The 17207-nt window shown below is 70.8% G+C and carries 19 protein-coding genes; 9 read left to right on the plus strand and 10 right to left on the minus strand.

Annotated features, from left to right (window positions below):
* Positions 1–4 precede the first annotated feature (4 nt).
* Positions 5–784 (minus strand): XRE family transcriptional regulator, encoded by a 780-nt coding sequence (locus ABZ854_RS18925; RefSeq protein ID WP_361211843.1) that lies wholly within the window; start codon positions 782–784, stop codon positions 5–7.
* 320 nt (positions 785–1104) lie between these two features.
* On the opposite strand from ABZ854_RS18925, the gene ABZ854_RS18930 reads away from it, so the two are divergent.
* Positions 1105–1605: a hypothetical protein gene (locus tag ABZ854_RS18930; protein WP_361211846.1), complete on the plus strand. Its 501-nt coding sequence runs from the start codon at positions 1105–1107 to the stop codon at positions 1603–1605.
* 131 nt (positions 1606–1736) lie between these two features.
* On the plus strand, positions 1737–2309 hold the full coding sequence (locus ABZ854_RS18935; protein ID WP_361211849.1) for a class I SAM-dependent methyltransferase: 573 nt from the start codon (positions 1737–1739) through the stop codon (positions 2307–2309).
* A gap of 21 nt (positions 2310–2330) precedes the next feature.
* On the opposite strand, the gene ABZ854_RS18940 is transcribed toward ABZ854_RS18935, so the two are convergent.
* The 3 genes from ABZ854_RS18940 to ABZ854_RS18950 all read right to left on the minus strand — a co-directional run bounded on the left by ABZ854_RS18940 (position 2331) and on the right by ABZ854_RS18950 (position 5377).
* Positions 2331–2741 carry a recombinase family protein gene (locus tag ABZ854_RS18940; protein ID WP_361211909.1) on the minus strand — a complete coding sequence of 137 codons (411 nt, stop codon included), beginning with the start codon at positions 2739–2741 and terminating at the stop codon, positions 2331–2333.
* A gap of 257 nt (positions 2742–2998) precedes the next feature.
* Entirely contained in the window at positions 2999–4396 is a 1398-nt protein-coding gene (locus ABZ854_RS18945; protein WP_361211852.1) for a hypothetical protein, read from the minus strand.
* 372 nt (positions 4397–4768) lie between these two features.
* Positions 4769–5377, minus strand: coding sequence for a flavin reductase family protein (locus ABZ854_RS18950; RefSeq protein WP_361211855.1), 609 nt, complete (start codon positions 5375–5377; stop codon positions 4769–4771).
* Positions 5378–5467: 90 nt separating this feature from the next.
* On the opposite strand from ABZ854_RS18950, the gene ABZ854_RS18955 reads away from it, so the two are divergent.
* Positions 5468–5680 carry a hypothetical protein gene (locus ABZ854_RS18955; RefSeq protein WP_361211858.1) on the plus strand — a complete coding sequence of 71 codons (213 nt, stop codon included), beginning with the start codon at positions 5468–5470 and terminating at the stop codon, positions 5678–5680.
* A 42-nt stretch (positions 5681–5722) separates the two neighbouring features.
* Here the strand turns inward: ABZ854_RS18955 and ABZ854_RS18960 are convergent, their stop codons facing one another.
* Positions 5723–5872 carry an Arc family DNA-binding protein gene (locus tag ABZ854_RS18960; RefSeq protein WP_361211861.1) on the minus strand — a complete coding sequence of 50 codons (150 nt, stop codon included), beginning with the start codon at positions 5870–5872 and terminating at the stop codon, positions 5723–5725.
* Here ABZ854_RS18960 and ABZ854_RS18965 point away from each other — a divergent pair.
* Together ABZ854_RS18965 and ABZ854_RS18970 are read left to right on the plus strand one after the other, a co-directional pair.
* Positions 5859–7187, plus strand: coding sequence for a transposase (locus ABZ854_RS18965; RefSeq protein WP_361211864.1), 1329 nt, complete (start codon positions 5859–5861; stop codon positions 7185–7187). The two genes, ABZ854_RS18960 and ABZ854_RS18965, sit on opposite strands and share 14 nt — an antisense overlap.
* A complete protein-coding gene (locus tag ABZ854_RS18970) occupies positions 7184–7459 on the plus strand; it encodes a pyridoxamine 5'-phosphate oxidase family protein (protein WP_361211912.1) in 276 nt (91 codons plus the stop codon). The genes ABZ854_RS18965 and ABZ854_RS18970 overlap by 4 nt, the downstream gene beginning before the upstream one ends.
* Before the next feature lie 21 nt (positions 7460–7480).
* Here ABZ854_RS18970 and ABZ854_RS18975 read toward each other — a convergent pair whose 3' ends face one another.
* The 3 genes from ABZ854_RS18975 to ABZ854_RS18985 form a co-directional block, all read right to left on the minus strand.
* Positions 7481–8287, minus strand: a complete 807-nt coding sequence (locus tag ABZ854_RS18975; RefSeq protein ID WP_361211867.1) for an enoyl-CoA hydratase-related protein — start codon at positions 8285–8287, stop codon at positions 7481–7483.
* Complete coding sequence (locus ABZ854_RS18980; protein ID WP_361211870.1) at positions 8284–10512, minus strand: acetate--CoA ligase family protein; 2229 nt, start codon at positions 10510–10512, stop codon at positions 8284–8286. Before ABZ854_RS18980 ends, ABZ854_RS18975 begins: the two co-directional genes overlap by 4 nt.
* 195 nt (positions 10513–10707) lie before the next feature.
* Positions 10708–11886 (minus strand): NAD(P)/FAD-dependent oxidoreductase, encoded by a 1179-nt coding sequence (locus ABZ854_RS18985; RefSeq protein WP_361211873.1) that lies wholly within the window; start codon positions 11884–11886, stop codon positions 10708–10710.
* A gap of 177 nt (positions 11887–12063) precedes the next feature.
* Here ABZ854_RS18985 and ABZ854_RS18990 point away from each other — a divergent pair, with 177 nt between their 5' ends.
* Genes ABZ854_RS18990 through ABZ854_RS19000 form a run of 3 tightly spaced genes read left to right on the plus strand, consistent with a single transcriptional unit; the run spans position 12064 to position 13809 of the window.
* Positions 12064–12516: a DoxX family protein gene (locus ABZ854_RS18990; RefSeq protein ID WP_361211876.1), complete on the plus strand. Its 453-nt coding sequence runs from the start codon at positions 12064–12066 to the stop codon at positions 12514–12516.
* A complete protein-coding gene (locus ABZ854_RS18995; RefSeq protein WP_361211879.1) occupies positions 12513–12914 on the plus strand; it encodes a Zn-ribbon domain-containing OB-fold protein in 402 nt (133 codons plus the stop codon). Before ABZ854_RS18990 ends, ABZ854_RS18995 begins: the two co-directional genes overlap by 4 nt.
* 4 nt (positions 12915–12918) lie before the next feature.
* Complete coding sequence (locus ABZ854_RS19000) at positions 12919–13809, plus strand: GNAT family N-acetyltransferase (RefSeq protein WP_361211882.1); 891 nt, start codon at positions 12919–12921, stop codon at positions 13807–13809.
* A gap of 56 nt (positions 13810–13865) precedes the next feature.
* On the opposite strand, the gene ABZ854_RS19005 is transcribed toward ABZ854_RS19000, so the two are convergent.
* Positions 13866–14534: a pyridoxal 5'-phosphate synthase gene (locus tag ABZ854_RS19005; protein ID WP_361211885.1), complete on the minus strand. Its 669-nt coding sequence runs from the start codon at positions 14532–14534 to the stop codon at positions 13866–13868.
* A gap of 126 nt (positions 14535–14660) precedes the next feature.
* Positions 14661–15833 (minus strand): acetyl-CoA acetyltransferase, encoded by a 1173-nt coding sequence (locus ABZ854_RS19010; protein ID WP_361211888.1) that lies wholly within the window; start codon positions 15831–15833, stop codon positions 14661–14663.
* Positions 15834–15937: 104 nt separating this feature from the next.
* Between ABZ854_RS19010 and ABZ854_RS19015 the strand changes: the two genes are divergently transcribed.
* Positions 15938–17122, plus strand: a complete 1185-nt coding sequence (locus ABZ854_RS19015) for an acyl-CoA dehydrogenase family protein (RefSeq protein WP_361211890.1) — start codon at positions 15938–15940, stop codon at positions 17120–17122.
* The last annotated feature ends 85 nt before the right edge of the window (positions 17123–17207 follow it).

Below are 17207 nucleotides of genomic sequence, written 5' to 3' on the forward strand. Positions count from 1 at the left end.
TCCCTCACTCTAGTGTGGTTGAGTACCGCTCGATGCTCGCGCGGCCTGTCGATCGGTCGAGTAGGCGCAGCTCCCACGGACCCGTGTTCACATCGAAGTCCTTGCCGAACCCGACCCACTTACCTGCCATGCGTCGGCCTGTCGGCTCGATGAGCAACTGAATCGCACCGTGGTACCGGGCGCCCTGGTAGTACCCGTCAGCAGCCGTCTGCTCGGTCCACGTACCGGTGACGACGTTCCGATGAACGGTGAGATCCAGAGACAACGGGCTGTCTGGGTTGGTCGACGCTCCGGGCAGGCTCTGGGCTGTCAGCCGGTTGCCGTGCTGGACGATCACGACGCGATGCTTGCAGTCGAACGTCTCGTCACGGCTGGACGAGTAGAACTCGTAGCGGGACAGCCAGATGCCCGCGTACTCGCTCTGCGGCTCCGGCTCTGGCTCCGGGCTTGCGACAGCGCCAGCCGTGCCGACTTCCCCAGCCTCCATGTCGTGGCCTCCTGCCCCGTCCGAGTGGACGCGTGCCATCGGGATCGCGAACCCCAGCGACTCGGGGGTACGGCCGGTGAACCGCTTCAGTGCCCGCGCATACAGCGGGCGGCATGTCCTGGTCTCCCCGGACTCCCAGCGTTGCACGAGTCGCTTGGAGGCGTCGTTCGGTTCCCCCAGCTCCTCGCCTGCGCCACGTAAGCCCCGCGCGAACTCGTCTTGGCTGAGGTTCATCGACTTGCGTACGGAGGTCAGCACGTCGTTGGGGATTCGCTCGCCCTCGCCCGTGGTCGTCATGATCCGAGGGTAGCCACGTCGCGCCTCCACTGACACCAGCTTGACGCCCTCGGGTGACACCGACATGACGCCTGAGGGACGCCTTGAACGTCGCCGCAACGGTCATGCCCGATCCGGAACATGGTCGTCATGTCCATCCGCATCAGCGCTTACACGGTGAGAGCCGACGGCACTCAGACCAAGCCACGAACCCTGTACGAGGGTGAGGGCGGAGAACCCCTCGCTACTGGCCTGATGCCGCCGTGCCTGTGTCCCAGGTGCAGGGGTGGGCGAAATGACCGGAGCACCACGGACCATCAATTACGTGGAGGCAAGCCAGCATGAGCACGGCAGTAGTGATCCGTGACCCGAAGGCGTACGTCACCCCGGACGTGTGGGAACGGGAGGTGGCCCTCCTTCTCCGCAACCCGGAGAACACGCGCGAACTGGCAGAGGCCAAGTTCGGCCAGGCCATCGCCTACCTGGTCACGTGCGGCGAGAACCCGGACCTTCTCATGGGCCCGTCCGAGCAGGTGGACGAAGCATGGCACTCGTTCATGCTCGACTCGATCCCGTACCACCACTTCACCAGCCGGCACCTGGGCCGGTACATCCATCACGTTCCGGAGCTTCCCGGCGCGATGGCCGGTGTCCAATGCGTCAGCGACGACAAGGCGACGCGGGACGGCCACGACCCCAAGACCGGCGGCCCGCTCGTCCTGGAACAGACGATCAAGGCCATCAAGGCGGCAGGGTTCGAGATCGACCCCGACCTGTGGGGCATGGAGGACGCGGCCGACTGCAACCAGTGTCACGCCGGGTGCCACGACTCGCCCAAGTAGTAGCGAACAGCAAATGAGTTGGGGCCCACCGCCGTACGTTGGGGGTGGGCCCCTCATACCGGAAGGACCACCGCATGTCATTGGCTGAGTCCTGGAACAGGTACGCCGTCGGGAGCAAGCCACGCCGGTCCGTGAACGCCAAGGGTGATACGACCTGGCTGAACTGGACCCAGTACGCCGACCACGGGCCGAACGAAAGCGTTCTGGGTCCCGTGGCCGGACGCCGGGTGCTGGAACTTGGCTCGGGGAGCGGTAGTAACCTCGCGCACCTCGTGACGCTTGGCGCGACCGGTCAAGGGGTGGACATCGCTCCCGCCCGCGAGACGGTCGCGCGGGAGCACTGGGGCAATCTGCCGGGCCTTGAGTTCCGTACGGCGGAGGCGACGGCGTTCCTGAACGAGACGGACGAGACATTCGATGTGGTGCTCTCGATCTTTGGCGCCGTGTGGTTCGTCGATCCGGACACCCTGCTTCCGTTGATCCGCTCGCGTATGGCGCCCGGCGGCATCCTGGCCTTCTCTCATTTGCCCCCCGGTAGCCAGGGGCCGAAGCCTGCCAAAGCCGGACTGCGGCACGACCGCACCCCGGAAGAGTGGGGGTGCATCCTGACGGGGCACGGCTTCTCTGATGTGTGTGTGTCTCTGCTCGACCCCCCAGAGGGCAGGGTCGTGGGCACGATGCTTGTCCGCGCCTTGGCGGCCTGACCTCTCGACTTTACGCCTGTCTCAGGCGCCCTCTCCGAGGTGTCGGTACAAGGTGGCTCGGGAGATCCCGAGAGCCTTGGCGCTCACGCTCTCGCCCTTCGCCTCCCTGGCACGGGTCAAGGTGAATGCGTCCTCATCGACCACGGACGGCCGTCCGCCGATACGTCCCTGCGCCCTGGCTGCGTCGGTCCGGCACGGGTGCGCTCCTTGATGAGGCTGCGCTCGAACTCCGCCATGGCCCCGACCACCTGAAGCCATGAGACGGCCGTCGGCCGTGCCGGGGGCGATGTCAGCCAGCGCACTGGTGAGCTCCTTGAACCCGATGCCCCTGTCCCGGAGGGTGTTGACCATGGTCACGAGGTCGATGAGGGACCGGGCGAAGCAGTCGAGCTTCCACACGCACAGAGTGTCGCCGGATCTTGCGTAGTCCAGTGCGGCCGTGAGCTCTGGCCGGTTGGTGTTCTTCCCGCTGGCCCTTGTCCTCGAAGATGCGGGAGCAGTCTACGACTGTCAATGCGTCGCGCTGAAGCTGTGCTCCCTGGTCGTCGATGGAGGGGCGGGCGTAGCCGACGAGCTGGTCAGCGATCGTGTTCGTCGTCGCGTCCGGACTCACAAGCCTTGGTTTCGAGACACGGCGCCGTGATCGCTGTTCGCCACAGATGTCGGCTTGCCAACACCTTGAGAGCGCGTCACTTTCGGTCGGCGCTTCGCAACACATCAAGCAGGTCCATCGGATGCGTCAGCTTGTGCCTGAAGAGCCAGGAGCCGGCCAGCAACAGGGCTAGGCCGACCAGGACACCGTTGGCTTCCTCCGGCAGGTTGGCCATCGACGCCGCAACCAGGGCCCCGACGCCGAACGCACCGACGCCCAGGAGGCGCAGCCACTCGTAATCGGTGGCGGCCTCCATGGTGTCGACATCATCCAGGAGCTGGCCGAGGCGCCCTTCCGCATACCGCTCGGCGATGGTGAGCAACATGTCGGCCAGTTCTTGGAGGACCATGCCGGTGTCGGGGTCTGTGTACTGGCGAGCTTCGACCGTGCGAAGAGCCCCGATCACTTTGGCGGCGTGGGCCTTGAGGGCGTGACGCTGTCGCGCTCGTTCTGACCAAGAGTTGTATGCGCCTCCCGTTCGCCACGCATTCCGGATGACGTATTCGGCACGGCGAACAGACACTCGCGGCGTGTTCAGCGGGGAGCCTTGACCCCATGCGCGCCAGGTGCGACCGCAGTCGGCGGCGGTCAGCAGTAGCACCACAACGGGCCTGTAGCGGGCCTCGTCATCGACAGTGGCGGGATGCCGGGTGCGACGTGGTGAGCGCTGTCGACCGGAGTTCTCCGGCGGGATTTGTCGTGCCCCGTTCGTCACGGCGATCGCGAACGGGTAGAGCGCCTTGAGTGCCAGGAGGATCGTAAGGATCAATACGAGGTAGGTCAGGGGCGTGAAGATCCCCCAGGAGGGGGCAAGGGACCAGAGATGTTCGATCGCAGACACTCCGTCCGTCACTTTGTGAATGATCCATGCGGCGGCGTCCTTCATGCCTCTGAAGAGTGAGCTCAGAGGGTCTGGCGGCGGAGCGTCTGGCCGGTGGCTGTGCTCGGAGCCGCTGGTGGCATCGCGTGGCAGGTCATTGTCGTACTTCGGCGGGTTGCGGATGAAGTCGACGATCGCTTCAAGGTTCGCCGTGCAGTAGACGAGGATCAGGAGACTGAGCGCCCGGGCTGGGATGGCCCACAGGGCGGCTCGCCACCACTTCAAGGCGGCTTCCGCGATGAGGGGGCGTGCCCGCAGGCCGCTGTCCGGGAGAGTTTCGGCGATGACGGGGGCGACCTGGCTGATCATGCGGCCCATGAGCGTGTTGACGAGGCCGTCGTAGCGGGCCCGTATCGCACTCCTCCTGCGGCGTAGCCAACGCCGTATCGGAATCCGCACTTGGCGCAACAGCCGTCGCTGGAAGGGGACGTAGGAGAAGGCGAAGAGCAGGACCGCACAGCATAGCAGGAACAGGACGCTACGCACGAGGGTGAGGGCAGTTGGCATGGCTACAAGCACGTGGACCATCTTGCCAACGGCGACCACAGGGGCCACGCCTCTCCTTCGAGGGGTGTATCGGTCGGCGGCGAAGGGGTGAGCTATGACCCCTGAGCCCGTAATGGGGCACCGCCGGGTCTTACCAGCTCAAAATCCTGCCACGGTTTCGAGCCCTTACGAGGCTTCTCGTATACGATGACCTGCGCCTTTGTCTGTGTGGACCTGTTGATTTCGGAGTCCCGCGAGACACCAGGGAAGGGAAGCTCGAAATACAGGAACACGTATGGCGTCGTGCGCTGGTGCGCTCGAACAGGAAGCACGTAGAAGGGTCGGTCGGCCCTGGTGATCAGGCGGACGACGGCGCCGAAGCCCGTCCTGGCCCTCTCCTGAGGCCCGGCACCCCGCTCCTGAGGCCCGCAGGCGCCCGTCTCAGGCGCCGGACAGCCCGGTGAACCGCCCCCGGTGGAACACCAGCGGTGCGCCCTCCCCGTCGGCGCCGAGGGCGTGCACCCGGCCGACGACGACGAGGTGGTCACCGCCGGTGTGTATGGCGTGGACGGCGCAGTCCACCCAGGCGACGGCGCCGGCCAGCCGCGGCGCCCCGGAGACGGGCGCCGCGTCGTAGGCGACCCCGGCGAACTTGTCCGCGCCGCTCACCGCGAAGGCCCGGCACAACTCGCCCTGGCCGGCGCCGAGTACGTTGACGCAGAAGGCGCCCGCAGCGGCGATGCGCGGCCAGGTCGAGGACGTACGGCCCACCATGAAGCAGACCAGGGGCGGATTGAGGGAGAGCGACGAGAAGGACTGACAGGCGAAGCCGGCCGGTGCGGGCGTGTCCCCGGTGCCGGGCGCGGTGATGACCGTCACCCCGGTCGCGAAGTTCCCGAGCACACGGCGGAACTCGCTGGCCTCCACCGGCGCCCGCTCGTCCGCCCCGACACACCGCAACTCGGGCCGCGGCAACGCCTCCACCGGCCCCGCCGCCGGAGCCGACCTCAGATACCGGACAGCGACGGCTGCCGCTCCTGCGTGTCCCATCATCCCTCCATTGAAAATGACGGGCCATCAGATAGGAAGAGCTCGGGCGGTCGTGGCCGGAGTCCGCGCAAGTACGGCTACAAAGCTCTGATGTCCGTGTCGCACGCTGGAGACCTCCTCGTAATCGTGGTCCCCGATTCCCACACCGATCTGGTCGAACGGTCCCTCTTCGGCCGCCTGGGCACCCTGCGCTCGGACGGTGCCGTGCAGGGCGACCCGGTCTGGTTCCGCTGGGATGGCGAACTGCTGTGGTTCATCACCTTGCTTGCCGGGCAGGGTGCCCGGCCCTTCAGGGCTGGGTGAATGCCTGCTCCCGAACGGTGGGGCAGGAAAGGGCAATCGCCTTCAGGGCGATTGCTCGTTTCCCTCCAGGGTGGCGAGGGCGCCCTCAAGCAGGTGCAGGATCTCGGAGTTGAGGGACCGCCGGTCGGCCTCCGCCTGCGTGACCAGCCGGGCGTGTAGCTCATCAGGGATGCGAACCGTGACTTTGACCATGCCGCCATCATGCCACTATGGTGGCGGCGTGTCACGTTACCGGATGTACCCGACGCCCGCGCAGGCAGAGCAGATGCTCTTGCACTGCGCGCACGCCCGGTACGTCTGGAACCTCGCCGTCGAACAACACTCCCACTGGCGCGGTTGGCGCAAGTCCGCGCCGGGTTTCGCCGAGCAGTGCCGCCAGCTGACCGAGGCCCGACGCGACAATGAATGGCTCGGATCCGGGAACGCAGACGTGCAGCAGCAGGCGCTCAAGGACTTCGCCAAGGCCAAGAACGCCCGCTTCGCCTCCGGGTTCGGTGAGCCGACTTGGCGCAAGAAGTACCGGCATGAAGGCTTCCGGGTCATCGGCACCGACCGCGTGCCCGAGTATGAGCCGGATGGCTCGCCGAAGCTGAACGCGAAGACCGGCAAGCAGGTCCTGGGCCGGTCGGTCGTGGTGCAGAAGCTGAACCGCCGGTGGGCGCAGGTGAAGGTGCCGGGTTGCGGCTGGGTCCGCTTCCGCCTCACCCGCGCAGAGCTGCCGGAGGCGAAGACGTTCCGTGTCACCTTCCGCAACGGCCAGTGGCACATCGCGTTCGCCGTCATCCCCGGCCCCATCACCGCACCGGACACGGGTGAGGTCATCGGTATCGACCGAGGTGTGAAGATCACGGCCGCGCTGTCGGATGGCCGCACCCTCAACTGTCCGCAGCTCACGACCCGCGAGCGGGCGCAGATCCGTAAGCACCAGCGGCGGGCGGCACGGGCCCCGAAGGACAGTGAACGCAAGGCATCCGAGTACGCGAAGGTCGCCCGGCTCAAGGCTCGTGAAGCCGACCGGCGTAAGGACTGGTGCGAGAAGACCAGCACCATGCTCGCCAGATCGTACGACCTGGTGCGGTTCGAGAAGCTGAACATCAAGACGATGACCGCCAAGGCCAAGGCGCAGCCCGACCCCGACCGACCCGGCCAGTACCTCAGGAACGGGCGCGCTGCCAAAGCCGGACTCAACCGGGCGATCCTCGCCCAAGGCTGGGGACTGCTGCGGCAGCGCACCGAACAGAAAGCGCCCGGCCGGGTCGAAGACGTACTCGCCCCCTACACCAGCCTGCGATGCAGTGCCTGCGGATGGATCGACAAGAACTCGCGCAAGAGCCAAGCCGAGTTCGAGTGTTCCTCCTGCGGCTTCACCTGCAACGCAGACACCAACGCAAGCATCAACGTCGCGGCAGGACAGGGTGGGATTCCCCGCCCCCGGCGCTCAGCCGGTGCCGGAGGGACGACACCGCCCAAGCGGCGGTCGAGCGTCCGTGAACCTCAGCCCGTATAGGTTGGAATCCCCCTCTTTTAAGAGGGGGAGGATGTCAAAAGTACCGCAACATCGTGAAGAACCCGCAGGCCACCCTCTCCGTCAACGACCCCGACAAGCCCTACCGCTACCTGGAGGTGCGCGGCACGATCGAGCAGATCGTCGACGACCCCTCCACCGACGGCTTCTTCACGCTCGCCGAGCGCTACGGCATGACCTTCGAGCGCCCCATCGCCGACGCCCCGCACCGCGTCCTGCTGGGGCTGCGCCCGCAGCATGCCACCTTCCAGTGACCTCGCCGGTCACCGACGGCGTCACCGGCCGTGGAAGCCGGGGCTCCTGCGCTGCACGAAGGCCCGCAGGCCCTCCCCGGCGTCCCCGGTCGTCATGTTGATCTCCTGGGCGGCGGCCTCGGCGGCGAAGGCGCCGGCCCGGTCGCCGTCGAGCGAGGCGTTGACGAGCTGCTTGGTCAGCGCCAGGGCCCGGGTGGGCCCGGCGGCCAGCCTGGCCGCCCACTCGCGGGCCGTCTTCGCCAGATCGGCGTCCGGCACGACCCGGTTGACCAGGCCCAGGCGCTCCGCCTGTGCCGCCGGCAGCGCGTCCCCGAAGAACATCAGCTCCTTCGCGCGCTGCGGACCGGTCAGCCGCGGCAGCAGATAGGCCCCGCCGCCGTCCGGCACCAGCCCGCGCCGCACGAACACCTCGATGAACCGGGCCGACTCGGCGGCCAGCACCAGGTCGCAGGCGAGCGCGAGATGCGCGCCGAGCCCGGCCGCCGTGCCGTTCACGGCGGCGAGCACCGGCTTCTCGCAGTCCAGCACGGCGGAGACCAGCCGCTGGGCGCCCAGCCGGATCGTCCGGGCCACGTCCCCGGCGACCCGCTCCCCACCGCTGCCCGGGCCGCGGAGGTCGGCGCCCGCGCAGAACCCGCGCCCGGTCCCGGTGAGGACGACGGCCCGCACGTCCGGGTCCGCCGACGCTTGCTCCAGCAGCGCGGTCAACCGGTCCCGCAGCGCCGGCGTGAGCGCGTTCAGGGCCTCGGGACGGTCGAGGGTGAGGTACGCGACCTGCTCCCGCACCTCGTGCCGTACGGCACCGGCGGCGTGCTCCCCGCCGCTCACCGGCACATCACCAGCGCGTCCAGCGCCACCGCGCCCTGCCCCTGGGGCAGCACCAGCAGCGGGTTGATGTCCAGCTCCGCGATCCGGTCGCCCAGTTCGAGGGCCATGCGCTGCACCCGCAGCACGACCTCCACCAGGGCGTCCAGGTCGGCGGGGGGCCGCCCCCGCACCCCGTCGAGCAGGGCCCGGCCGCGCAGCTCGGCGCACATGTCCCGGGCCTGCCGCTCCCCGAACGGCGGCACGCGTACGGCGGTGTCGCGCAGCACCTCCACCAGCACCCCGCCGAGCCCCACCGTGACGGTCGGCCCGAACAGGTCGTCGTGGGTGACGCCGACGACCATCTCCACGCCCTGCTCGACCATCTGGCAGACCAGCACGCCGTCCAGCGGGACACCCTCGTAGCGGGCGATGTCGGTCAGCTCGCGGTAGGCGTCCCGGACCTGGCTGGCCGAGGTCAGGCCGATCTTCACCAGGCCCAGCTCGGTCTTGTGGGCGATCCGCGCTCCGGACGCCTTCATCACCACCGGGTAGCCGACCTGGGCGGCGGCCCGGACGGCGGCCGCCGCGCTGGTCACCAGCTGTTCGCGCGGCACCCGGATGCCGTAGGCGCGCAGCAGTTGCTTGGCCGCGTGCTCGCTGAGCTGCTGACCGGGCCGGATCAGCGCCTCGGCCTTGCGGTAGGAGGGGGAGAGGGTGCGCGGGGCCTCGTCGAAGGGGGAGCGGTAGTCGGCGGTGAAGCGGTGGTGGGCGAGCCAGGCGCCCACGGCGGTCAGGCAGTTGCCGACGGTGCGGAAGGTGGCCACCCGGGAGGAGCCCAGCAGGACGTCCCGGTACGCCGGCTCGGTGCCGACCGGCGATCCCCACACCACGCACACCAGCTTGTCGGTCTGCTCGGCCGCGTCCACCAGGTCACGGACCAGCTTGTCGCTGAGCGGCGGGAAGGGGCCGGTGACCGGGCAGATCAGCACCCCGACCTCAGGGTCGGCGAGGATCGCGTCGATGATCTTCCGGCCGCGTTCGTCGCCGACCGGGTGCCCGCCGTTGTCGACCGGGTTGGCGACGCTCAGGTACTCGGGTATCCACTGGTGCAGCTCGGCCTGCTTCGGCTCCGAGAGGCGGGGGAGCCGCAGCCCCGCACCGGCGGCCAGGTCGGCGACGTGGGCGCCCGTGCCGCCGGAGATGGAGTACACGACGACCCCCTCGGCGAGCGGCGCCCGCGCCCGAGCCAGCAGGGCGGCGGTGTCCTGGAGTTCGTCGAGGCCGTCGACGCGGACGACGCCGTACTGGCGCATGGCCGCGTCCACGACGTCGTCCGCGCCGGTGAGTTTGCCGGTGTGCGAGGCGGCCGTACGGGACCCGGCCTCGGTCCGGCCCACCTTCACCGCGACCACCGGCACCTTGCGGCGGGCGGCGCGGTCGGCGGCCAGCAGGAACGCGCGACCGTCCTTCAGGCCCTCCACATAGGCGGCGATGGCACCGGTCTCCGGCTGCTCGGCGAAGTAGGAGATGAAGTCGGCGGTCTCCAGATCGGCCTCGTTGCCGGTCGGCGCCCAGTGCGAGAGGCGGATGCCCAGCTCCTGGAGGGCGAACACGGGCCGGCCCTGGTGACCGGACTGGGTGATCAGCGCGATCGCCGGCCCGTCGAGGTCGTCCCGGAACCGCTCGAAGGCGTTGAGGTTGGTGTTCGGGCCGAGCAGCCGCAGCCCCGACCGCCGTACCGCCTCGGCGAGCCGCCGCTGGGCCTCGGCGCCCGCCGCGCCGGTCTCCGCGAACCCGGAGGCGAACGCGACCGCGAACTTCACCTTGGCCTCGGCGAGTTCCTCGATCACCGGCAGCGGGTCGGCCACCAGCAGGACGGCCAGGTCGACCTGTTCGGGCAGTTCGGCGACCGACGGCCGGCACGGGATCCCGAACACCGACGGCCTGCTCGGGTGGACCGGGTGCACCCGCGCCCCCACCCGCTCGGCCCAGGCCAGCAGTTGCCGTGTGATGCCCGTGTTGGGCCGCCCCTCGGTGTCGGAGGCGCCGATCACGGCGAGGGACTCGGGCCGGAAGAACCGTGCCAGATCGGGCACGTCCGCGTACAGGGGGCGCCCGCTGACGTCGAGGTCGTCGGCGTCGTCCGCCCGGCCGTGCACGACCGGTCCGGTCCGCTGCTCGCCGCAGGCGATGACCCGGGCCCGGCGGGCGTCGGTGGTGAGGGTGCCGTGGGTTGATCCAAGCATCGTTCCGCCCCGCCCTCTCGTGGTGGCAAATTGCTGACGCTCTGTCAGGTTACTTGAACTGACGGAGCGTCAGGAATGGGCTGGAACGGCAAAGTTACGAAGGCTACTGCTCCGTAGGGTCGCATGGGCAGGCGTACGCACGCCGGTGTACGCGGACCGGGGCGTGCGGAGCGGTGTGTGCGGAGCGGTGTGCGGCTACCGCAGCCGGCGGGCCACCGCCTTCGCGATCCGCTCCGCGTCGAGCGCCAGCTCCCGGAACATCCCGCTGATGGGGTTGGTGAACCCGGTGAAGTACAGCCCGGGGGCCTCGGCCGGTGTCCGCTTCCCGTGCGCCACGGGCCGCCCGTGCCCGTCCAGTACGCCCAGGTGCCCGACGACCGGCTCCAGCGCCCGGACGTAGCCCGTCGCCGCGATCACCGCGTCCGGCGAGATCCGGCTCCCGTCCGCGAGGACCACCTTCCCGTCCTCGAACGACTCCACGGCGGCCGTGACCTCCACCGCCCCCGTGCGCACGGCGTCGATGACCCCCACGTCCTGCACCGGGATCGCGCCCGCCCGGGCCCGGGTGAGGCAGCCCTCGGTGGGCCGGGGAAGACCCCGGGCCGACAGATCCGGCACGCTCAGCCGGGCCAGCGCCCCGGCGAGCCGGTCGGCCAGACCCACCGGCACCCGCCGGATCAGCACCCCCGAGTACTGGGCGGCCCACCCGAAGGTCGAGCGGCGCACGATGTGCGGAGCCGTCCGCACCGCCAGCCGCACCCGCGCCGCTCCGCCCGCCACCAGGTCCACGGCGATCTCGGCGCCGGTGTTCCCGGCGCCGACGACCAGCACGTCCCGGCCCGCGTACGGCTCGGCGTTGCGGTAGTCCCCGGCGTGCCGGAACTCTCCGGCGTAGCCCTCCAGGCCCGGCCAGTCGGGGACGCGCGGGGTGTGGTTGTAGCCGGTGGCGACGACGACCGCGCTGCCGGTCAGCCGCCGTCCGCCGGACGCGTGCAGCAGCCAGCCCTCGCCGTCCGCCGCCCGCTCGATGCGGAACACCTCCACGCCGGTGACGATCTCCAGCTCGTGGTGCTCGGCGTACTTCTCCAGGTACCGCACCACGTCGTCCCGGGCCACCCAGCGCCCGAACCGGCGCGGGATCGCCAGCCCCGGCAGGGCGGACAGGCGGCGGGTGGTGTGCAGCCGCAGCCGGTCGTAGTGCCCGCGCCAGGAAGCGCCCACCGCGTCGGACTTCTCCAGCACCACGGCCCGTACCCCGCGCGCCCGCAGTGCGTACGCGGCGGCCAGGCCACCGGGACCGGCACCGATGACGTACACCGGGCGGTCGTCGGTGGTCGGTGGGAGGAGCGCGGCGGAGGGACGGGAGACGGCCATGAGCGCGAGCGTAATCACATGCCCCGTTGATGGGTCTCGGTCAAGACCGGAATTGGTTGCGGATTGATCACGGCTGTGGAAGGTGTGCGTGCGGCCGGTGTCGCACCCGGCCCGGATGTGAGGGAAACCGTGCACCCCCCTCGGCAAGGAGCAGTGAGCTGACGTACCGTCAGATTCATGCATGCGATCTGGCTCGACGGTGCACAGTGGCTCGCCGTGCTGCGGATCGGCCTCGGCCTGTGGTGGCTGGAGAGCTGGCGGCACAAGGACAAGAAAGCCTGGTTCGAGCGCGGAACCGGCATCGCCTGGGCGGCGGACGTGGCGGCGAAACACCGCTGGGAAGCGGTCCGGTCCGGCTTCGACACGGTCGTGAAACCCCGCCCGAAGATCATGGCGTACGTCGTCGTCAACGCCGAACTCGCCCTCGGACTCGGCCTGGTCCTCGGCTTCCTGACCCCCGTGGCCCTGATCGCCGGGCTGCTGCTGAACGCGCTGTACTTCACTCTCATGATCCACGACTGGGCGGAGCAGGGCCAGAACACCATGATGGCGCTGATCTCCGCCGTCGCGTTCTTCGGCATGTCCTGGCAGGTGTGGTCGCTGGACGCGGCGGCGGGGTGGTTCGCGTGACCACGGCCCGATACGACCTCCCCGAACCGGACGCCTTCACCCGCCCCTACTGGGACGCGGCCGCACAGGGCCGGCTCCTGCTGCGCCGCTGCGCGGCCTGCGCCCGCGCCCACCACTACCCGCGCGAGTTCTGCCCCCACTGCTGGAGCGAGGACGTCACCTGGGAGCAGGCGAGCGGCCGGGCCACGCTCTACACGTGGTCCACGGTCCACCGCAACGACCTGCCGCCCTTCGGCTCCCGCACCCCGTACGTGGCCGCCGTCGTGGACCTGGCCGAAGGTCCGCGCATGATGACGGAGCTGGTGGACTGCGGCGAGCCCCTGGCCGGAATGGAGCTGGAGGTGGCGTTCCGGGACGGAAATCCGGTGTTCAGACCGGCGAGCCGAGCGCGATCATGAGCGGATGGACGCTGACCGCCCCGCTGATGCCACTGACGCCGCTGACTGGCAACTGACGGCCGACCTGGACGACTTCCTGAGCCGCGCCGGGGACTTCCTGAGCTCCCGGCCCGCCCTGCACACCGTGCCGCTCACGGTGACGGACGCCCTGCGCCGCCGTGGCCCGGGGATGTACGGCGACGAGCCTCCCCGGTACGGCATACTCGGCGAACACACCGGCGGGGTGCGGGGCGTGTGGTTCCGGACACCGCCGTTCCCCGTCAACATCACCCCGCTCACGGTCGCCGACGCCGAGGCGCTGGCGGCCCACCTGGCCGAGCGCGGCCTGCCGGTCCCCGACGTCATGGCCGAGCGGGACACGGCGGAGGCCTTCGCCAAGGAGTGGGAGCGCCTGACCGGGGCGACGGCCGAGCTGCGGGAGCGTGAACGCCTCTACCGCCTCACCGGGCTGACGCCCCCGCGCCCCGCACCGGAGGGCCGCCCCCGGATCGCCGGCCCCGCCGACCGGGACCTGCTCATCCGCTGGCACGCGGAGTTCAAGGAAGCCGCGGGCCTGCGAGCGGGACAGCCCGCCGAGCAGTGGGCCGACGCCCGCATCGCCTACGGCGGCATCACCCTGTGGGAGACCCCCGACGGCACGCCCGTCTCCATGGCCGGGGCGACACCGGAGATCGCCGGCCAGGTCCGCGTGGCCCCCGTCTACACCCCGGCCCACCTCAGGGGACGCGGATACGCGGGTGCGGTGACGGCCGAGGTGAGCGCGGCGGCCGTGGCGGCCGGAGTCACCGAGGTGCTCCTCTTCACCGACCTGGCCAACCCGACCAGCAACGCCCTGTACCAACGCCTCGGCTACCGGGAGGTGGCCGACTTCGCGGTGTACGGGTTCGGGGAGTGAGGGGGCGGAGGCGCTACGGCCCCTGGGGGTTCGCCACGGCCGCCGGCAAAGGTCCGCTACGGCCACAGCAGTTGCCGGTGCCAGTCCTCCCCCCTCCGCACGTACTCCAGCCGTACGTGCCGTCGCTCGGCGTCCCCCTGGAAGAACTCCACCGTCTCCGGGCGCAGCCGGTAGAGCGTCCAGGTCGGGGAGGGTTCGGCCGGGTTGCGCCGGGCTTGCTGCCAGGCGGCCTCCGACGTGCGGCGCAGCTCGTCCAGGGAGGGCAGGACCTCGCTCTGCCTGCCGGTCAGGGCCGCCGCCAGGGCGCCCGTCGACCGGGTGTGCAGGTCCGCCTGGCTCTCCGGTGAGGGCGCGGCGGTGACCGGGCCGCGCAGCCGGACCTGCCGGGCCAGCGCCGGCCAGTAGAAGACCAGGGCGGCGCGGGGGCGGGCGGCCAGGGCGCGTCCCTTGCGGCTCGTGGAGTGGGTCGCGAAGGACCAGCCCGACGCGTCGGCGCCGTGCAGCATCACGATCCGCACGTCCGGGTCGCCGTCCTCGTCGGTCGTGGCCAGGGACATGGTGTGCGGTTCCGGCTGCCCCGCGGCCACCGCCTCCGCGAACCAGCTCGTGAACAGGCCGAGCGGCGCGTCCGGTGCCGTGTCCGGGTCGAACGGGCGCAGCTCGGTCACCTCGGGCGACCAGACCCGCAGTGTCCTCAGCAGTTCATGGAGATCGGTGTGTGACATGGGGGGAGTATCACCCGGCCCCCCCGTGCCCCGGCCCCCCCGTGCCCCGGCCCCCCGTGCCCCGGCCCCCCGCCCCCGGTCGGGTCGGTTCAGCGCGTGGCTGAGGATGCCGCGCCTCGGGGGGCCTCAGTCCCGGCCCAGCACCACCGTGCCCGAGGAGCAGAACCAGCCGCCCGTACCGGACGCCACCCCGAGGCGGGGCAACCCGCCGGCCCGCGCACGCACTTGACGGTCACCGCCCTCGCCCCGCAACTGCCTGACCGCCTCCACCAGCAGGAACAGCCCCCGCATACCCGGGTGCTGGGCCGACAGCCCGCCCCCGTCCGTGTTCACCGGCAGCTCGCCGCCCCGCACCAGCAGCCGCCCCTTCTCGACGAAGGCCCCGCCCTCGCCCTTGGCGCAGAAGCCCAGGTCCTCCAGCGTCACCAGGGTCATGTAGGTGAAGGCGTCGTAGATCTCGGCGAAGTCCATCTCGGCGGGGCGCACCCCGGCCCGCTCGAAGGCGAGGCGGCCGCTCACCGCCGCGGGGGACACGGTGAAGTCGGGCCACTCCGACATGGCCGCGTGGGAGACGTGCTCGCCGGTGCCGAGGATCCAGACGGGGGCGGTGCGGCAGTCCCGTACGTACTCCTCGGCCGCCAGCAGGACCGCCGCCCCGCCGTCGGAGCGGAGGCAGCAGTGCAACTTGGTGAACGGGTCGGCGATCATCGGGCCGGACAGGACGTCGTCGACCGTTACGGGCTCGCGGAACATGGCCTCGGGGTTCAGCGCCGCGTTGGCCCTGGTCTGGACGGCGACCTGGGCCAACTGCTCGACGGTCGTTCCGTGTTCGATCATGTGACGGCGGGCCGCCATCGCGTACTTGGCGATCAGGGTGTGGCCGTAGGGGACCTCGAACTGGAGGGGGCCGCGAGCGCCGAAGGACAGGTTGCCCGTTCGGCGGCCCGCCTTGATGTCCGCGCGCGCGGTCGAGCCGTAGACCAGCAGGACGGCGTTCGCGTGACCGGCGGCTATCGCGTCCGCCGCGTGCGCCGCCATGACCTCCCAGGTCGAGCCGCCGACCGAGGTGGAGTCCACCCACGTGGGGCGCAGACCCAGGTACTCGGCCACCTCCACCGGGGCGAGCGTGCCCAGGCCGGCGGAGGCGAGGCCGTCGACCTGCGAGCGGTCCAGACCGGCGTCCGCGAGGGCCCGGCGGGCCGCCTGGGCGTGCAGGGTGTACGGGGTCGCGTCGTCCACCCGGCCGCAGTCGGAGAGGGCCGCACCCACCACGGCGACCTTTCGGTTCCCTCGGCTCATGAATCTGACGGTACATCAGATCACGTCCTCCGCGTACCTCTGGGCATCCCTGCTCCCGGCCCCTAATATGACGGGCCGTCAGATCAGGAGAGGACGGGACAGCCATGGACACGCGCCTCACCGCCGAGCAGGACGAGATCCGCCGTACCCTGCGCGAACTGCTGAGTGAACGCTGCGGGGCCGGGGAACTGCGGGCCGCCCTCGACACCCCGGCCGGCCACGACCTCGACCTGTGGGCGGACCTCGCCGGCCGGCTCGGCCTGCCGGGGCTCGCGCTCCCCGAGGCGTACGGCGGTGTCGGCTGCTCGGTCACCGAACTCGCCCTCGCCTGCGAGGAGGTGGGGCGCGCGCTCGCGCCCACCCCGCTGTTCGCCACCGCCGTCCTCGCCGCCCCGCTGATCCTCGCCCTCGGCACCGAGGCCCAGCGGGCCGGACTGCTGCCCCGGCTGGCCGCCGGCACGCTCACCGCGGCCCTCGCCGTCCCCGGCCCGGCCGTCACCACCGCCCTCGCCCTGACGGGCGGGAACGGCGGGGCGTGGGCCGGCGGCGGCCGGGCGGGAGGAGTCCAGGCCCGCCGGGGGGCGGAGGGGTGGCGGCTGTACGGGCAGGTCGACCAGGTACTGGACGGGCACGGCGCCGGCCTGCTCGTCGTCGCCGCGCACACCGGCGGGTTCGCCCGCTCGCGGACGCTGCTCTTCCTGGTGGCGGGGGACGCGCAGGGGGTCGTACGGACCCGGCAGACGGCACTCGACGCGACGCGACCGCAGGGCCGGGTCCAACTGCGCGACACGGCAGCGGAGTTGCTGGGAGGCGCGGAAGCCGACGTACTGCCCGCGCTGGCCGCCGTCGGTGACACCGCCGCCGCCGTGCTCGCCGCCGAGGCCGTCGGGGCCGCCGACCGGGTGCTGGAGCGGACCGTGGAGTACGTCGGTCAGCGGGAGCAGTTCGGGCGGCCCGTCGGTTCCTTCCAGGCAGTCAAGCACCGGCTGGCCGATGTGTACGTGGCCGTGCAGGCGGCCCGGTCGGCCGCCTGTTACGCGGCCTGGGCCGTCGCTCAGGGGGAGACCGTGGGCGGACTCGCGCTGGCGCAGGCGCTGGAAGCGCTGCGGTGTGCGGCCGGGGAGGCGATCCAGCTGCACGGGGGGATCGGGTTCACCTGGGAGCACGAGGCCCACTTGTACTTCAAGCGGGCCGCCGGCGACGAGCTGCTGTTCGGACCAGTGCACCGGCTGCGCGACCGGGCCGCCGAACGGGCCGGGCTGTTCACCCGCGAGGAGGTGGCTGCCTAATGCTGTTGTCAAGCCACGAGACGCAGGGGTGCTCGGGCCTGGAAGGGCTGGCGGTCACGGAGCATGGCGTAGAGGACGTTGATCT

The sequence above is a fragment of the Streptomyces sp. NPDC047028 genome (assembly GCF_040644095.1).
In the GTDB taxonomy this organism is placed as follows: Bacteria; Actinomycetota; Actinomycetes; order Streptomycetales; family Streptomycetaceae; genus Streptomyces.

Bases quoted from the DNA above. Each gene is read 5' to 3' on its own strand.
- ABZ854_RS18925 (WP_361211843.1), bottom strand. From the start codon at position 784: ATGACGACCACGGGCGAGGGCGAGCGAATCCCCAACGACGTGCTGACC.
- ABZ854_RS18930 (WP_361211846.1), top strand. From the start codon at position 1,105: ATGAGCACGGCAGTAGTGATCCGTGACCCGAAGGCGTACGTCACCCCG.
- ABZ854_RS18950 (WP_361211855.1), bottom strand. From the start codon at position 5,377: ATGGGACACGCAGGAGCGGCAGCCGTCGCTGTCCGGTATCTGAGGTCG.
- ABZ854_RS18955 (WP_361211858.1), top strand. From the start codon at position 5,468: ATGTCCGTGTCGCACGCTGGAGACCTCCTCGTAATCGTGGTCCCCGAT.
- ABZ854_RS18960 (WP_361211861.1), bottom strand. From the start codon at position 5,872: ATGGTCAAAGTCACGGTTCGCATCCCTGATGAGCTACACGCCCGGCTG.
- ABZ854_RS18980 (WP_361211870.1), bottom strand. From the start codon at position 10,512: ATGCTTGGATCAACCCACGGCACCCTCACCACCGACGCCCGCCGGGCC.
- ABZ854_RS18985 (WP_361211873.1), bottom strand. From the start codon at position 11,886: ATGGCCGTCTCCCGTCCCTCCGCCGCGCTCCTCCCACCGACCACCGAC.
- ABZ854_RS18990 (WP_361211876.1), top strand. From the start codon at position 12,064: ATGCATGCGATCTGGCTCGACGGTGCACAGTGGCTCGCCGTGCTGCGG.
- ABZ854_RS19000 (WP_361211882.1), top strand. From the start codon at position 12,919: ATGGACGCTGACCGCCCCGCTGATGCCACTGACGCCGCTGACTGGCAA.
- ABZ854_RS19005 (WP_361211885.1), bottom strand. From the start codon at position 14,534: ATGTCACACACCGATCTCCATGAACTGCTGAGGACACTGCGGGTCTGG.
- ABZ854_RS19010 (WP_361211888.1), bottom strand. From the start codon at position 15,833: ATGAGCCGAGGGAACCGAAAGGTCGCCGTGGTGGGTGCGGCCCTCTCC.
- ABZ854_RS19015 (WP_361211890.1), top strand. From the start codon at position 15,938: ATGGACACGCGCCTCACCGCCGAGCAGGACGAGATCCGCCGTACCCTG.